This window comes from Blautia sp. HCP3S3_G3 (assembly GCF_052063365.1).
Classification (GTDB): Bacteria; Bacillota; Clostridia; order Lachnospirales; family Lachnospiraceae; genus Blautia_A.
Genome location: NZ_JBQHXR010000084.1, coordinates 1 through 383, shown reverse-complemented (window position 1 = coordinate 383; position 383 = coordinate 1). Strand labels below are relative to the sequence as shown.

The window sequence follows — 383 nt, the reverse complement described above, 5'->3', positions numbered from 1 at the left end:
AGATTTTTTACTAACCGTGCAAAGTCAGTAATCTTATTTTACTCTGAGGTATTTTTTTCTCAACCTTCTTTCTCGGAATTCCTTATATTTGAATTATACAAGAAGCTCCTTCTTCCCATACCATACCGCACTTTTTCAAAAAAATTTAGGGTGCTGAATGCCAGTGGCATTCGTTTAGCACCGACCGAAGCGGAGCGGAGAGTCGATTTTTCATCCGGATAGGAGATTAGTTGGAAGATTCCGGCAGCTTATCCAGCCAGTCATCAAAGCTCTTTTTGGAAATACGGTACTTTCCGCCATCCAGCTGGATCCACCGGAACTCATTTTTCTTCAGAAGGTTATATATTGTCGGTCTGCTGACTCCAAGAATTTCCTGTAACTCT

2 protein-coding genes are annotated in these 383 nt (G+C 41.3%); one reads left to right on the top strand and one right to left on the bottom strand.

What is annotated here, in order from left to right; genetic code table 11:
• Positions 1 to 222 (top strand): hypothetical protein (locus ACTNEW_RS16375; RefSeq protein WP_441062873.1); only part of this gene is annotated, 222 nt, incomplete at its 5' end.
• A gap of 4 nt (positions 223 to 226) precedes the next feature.
• Here ACTNEW_RS16375 and ACTNEW_RS16370 read toward each other — a convergent pair.
• Positions 227 to 383 (bottom strand): helix-turn-helix domain-containing protein (locus ACTNEW_RS16370; protein WP_441062875.1); only part of this gene is annotated, 157 nt, incomplete at its 5' end.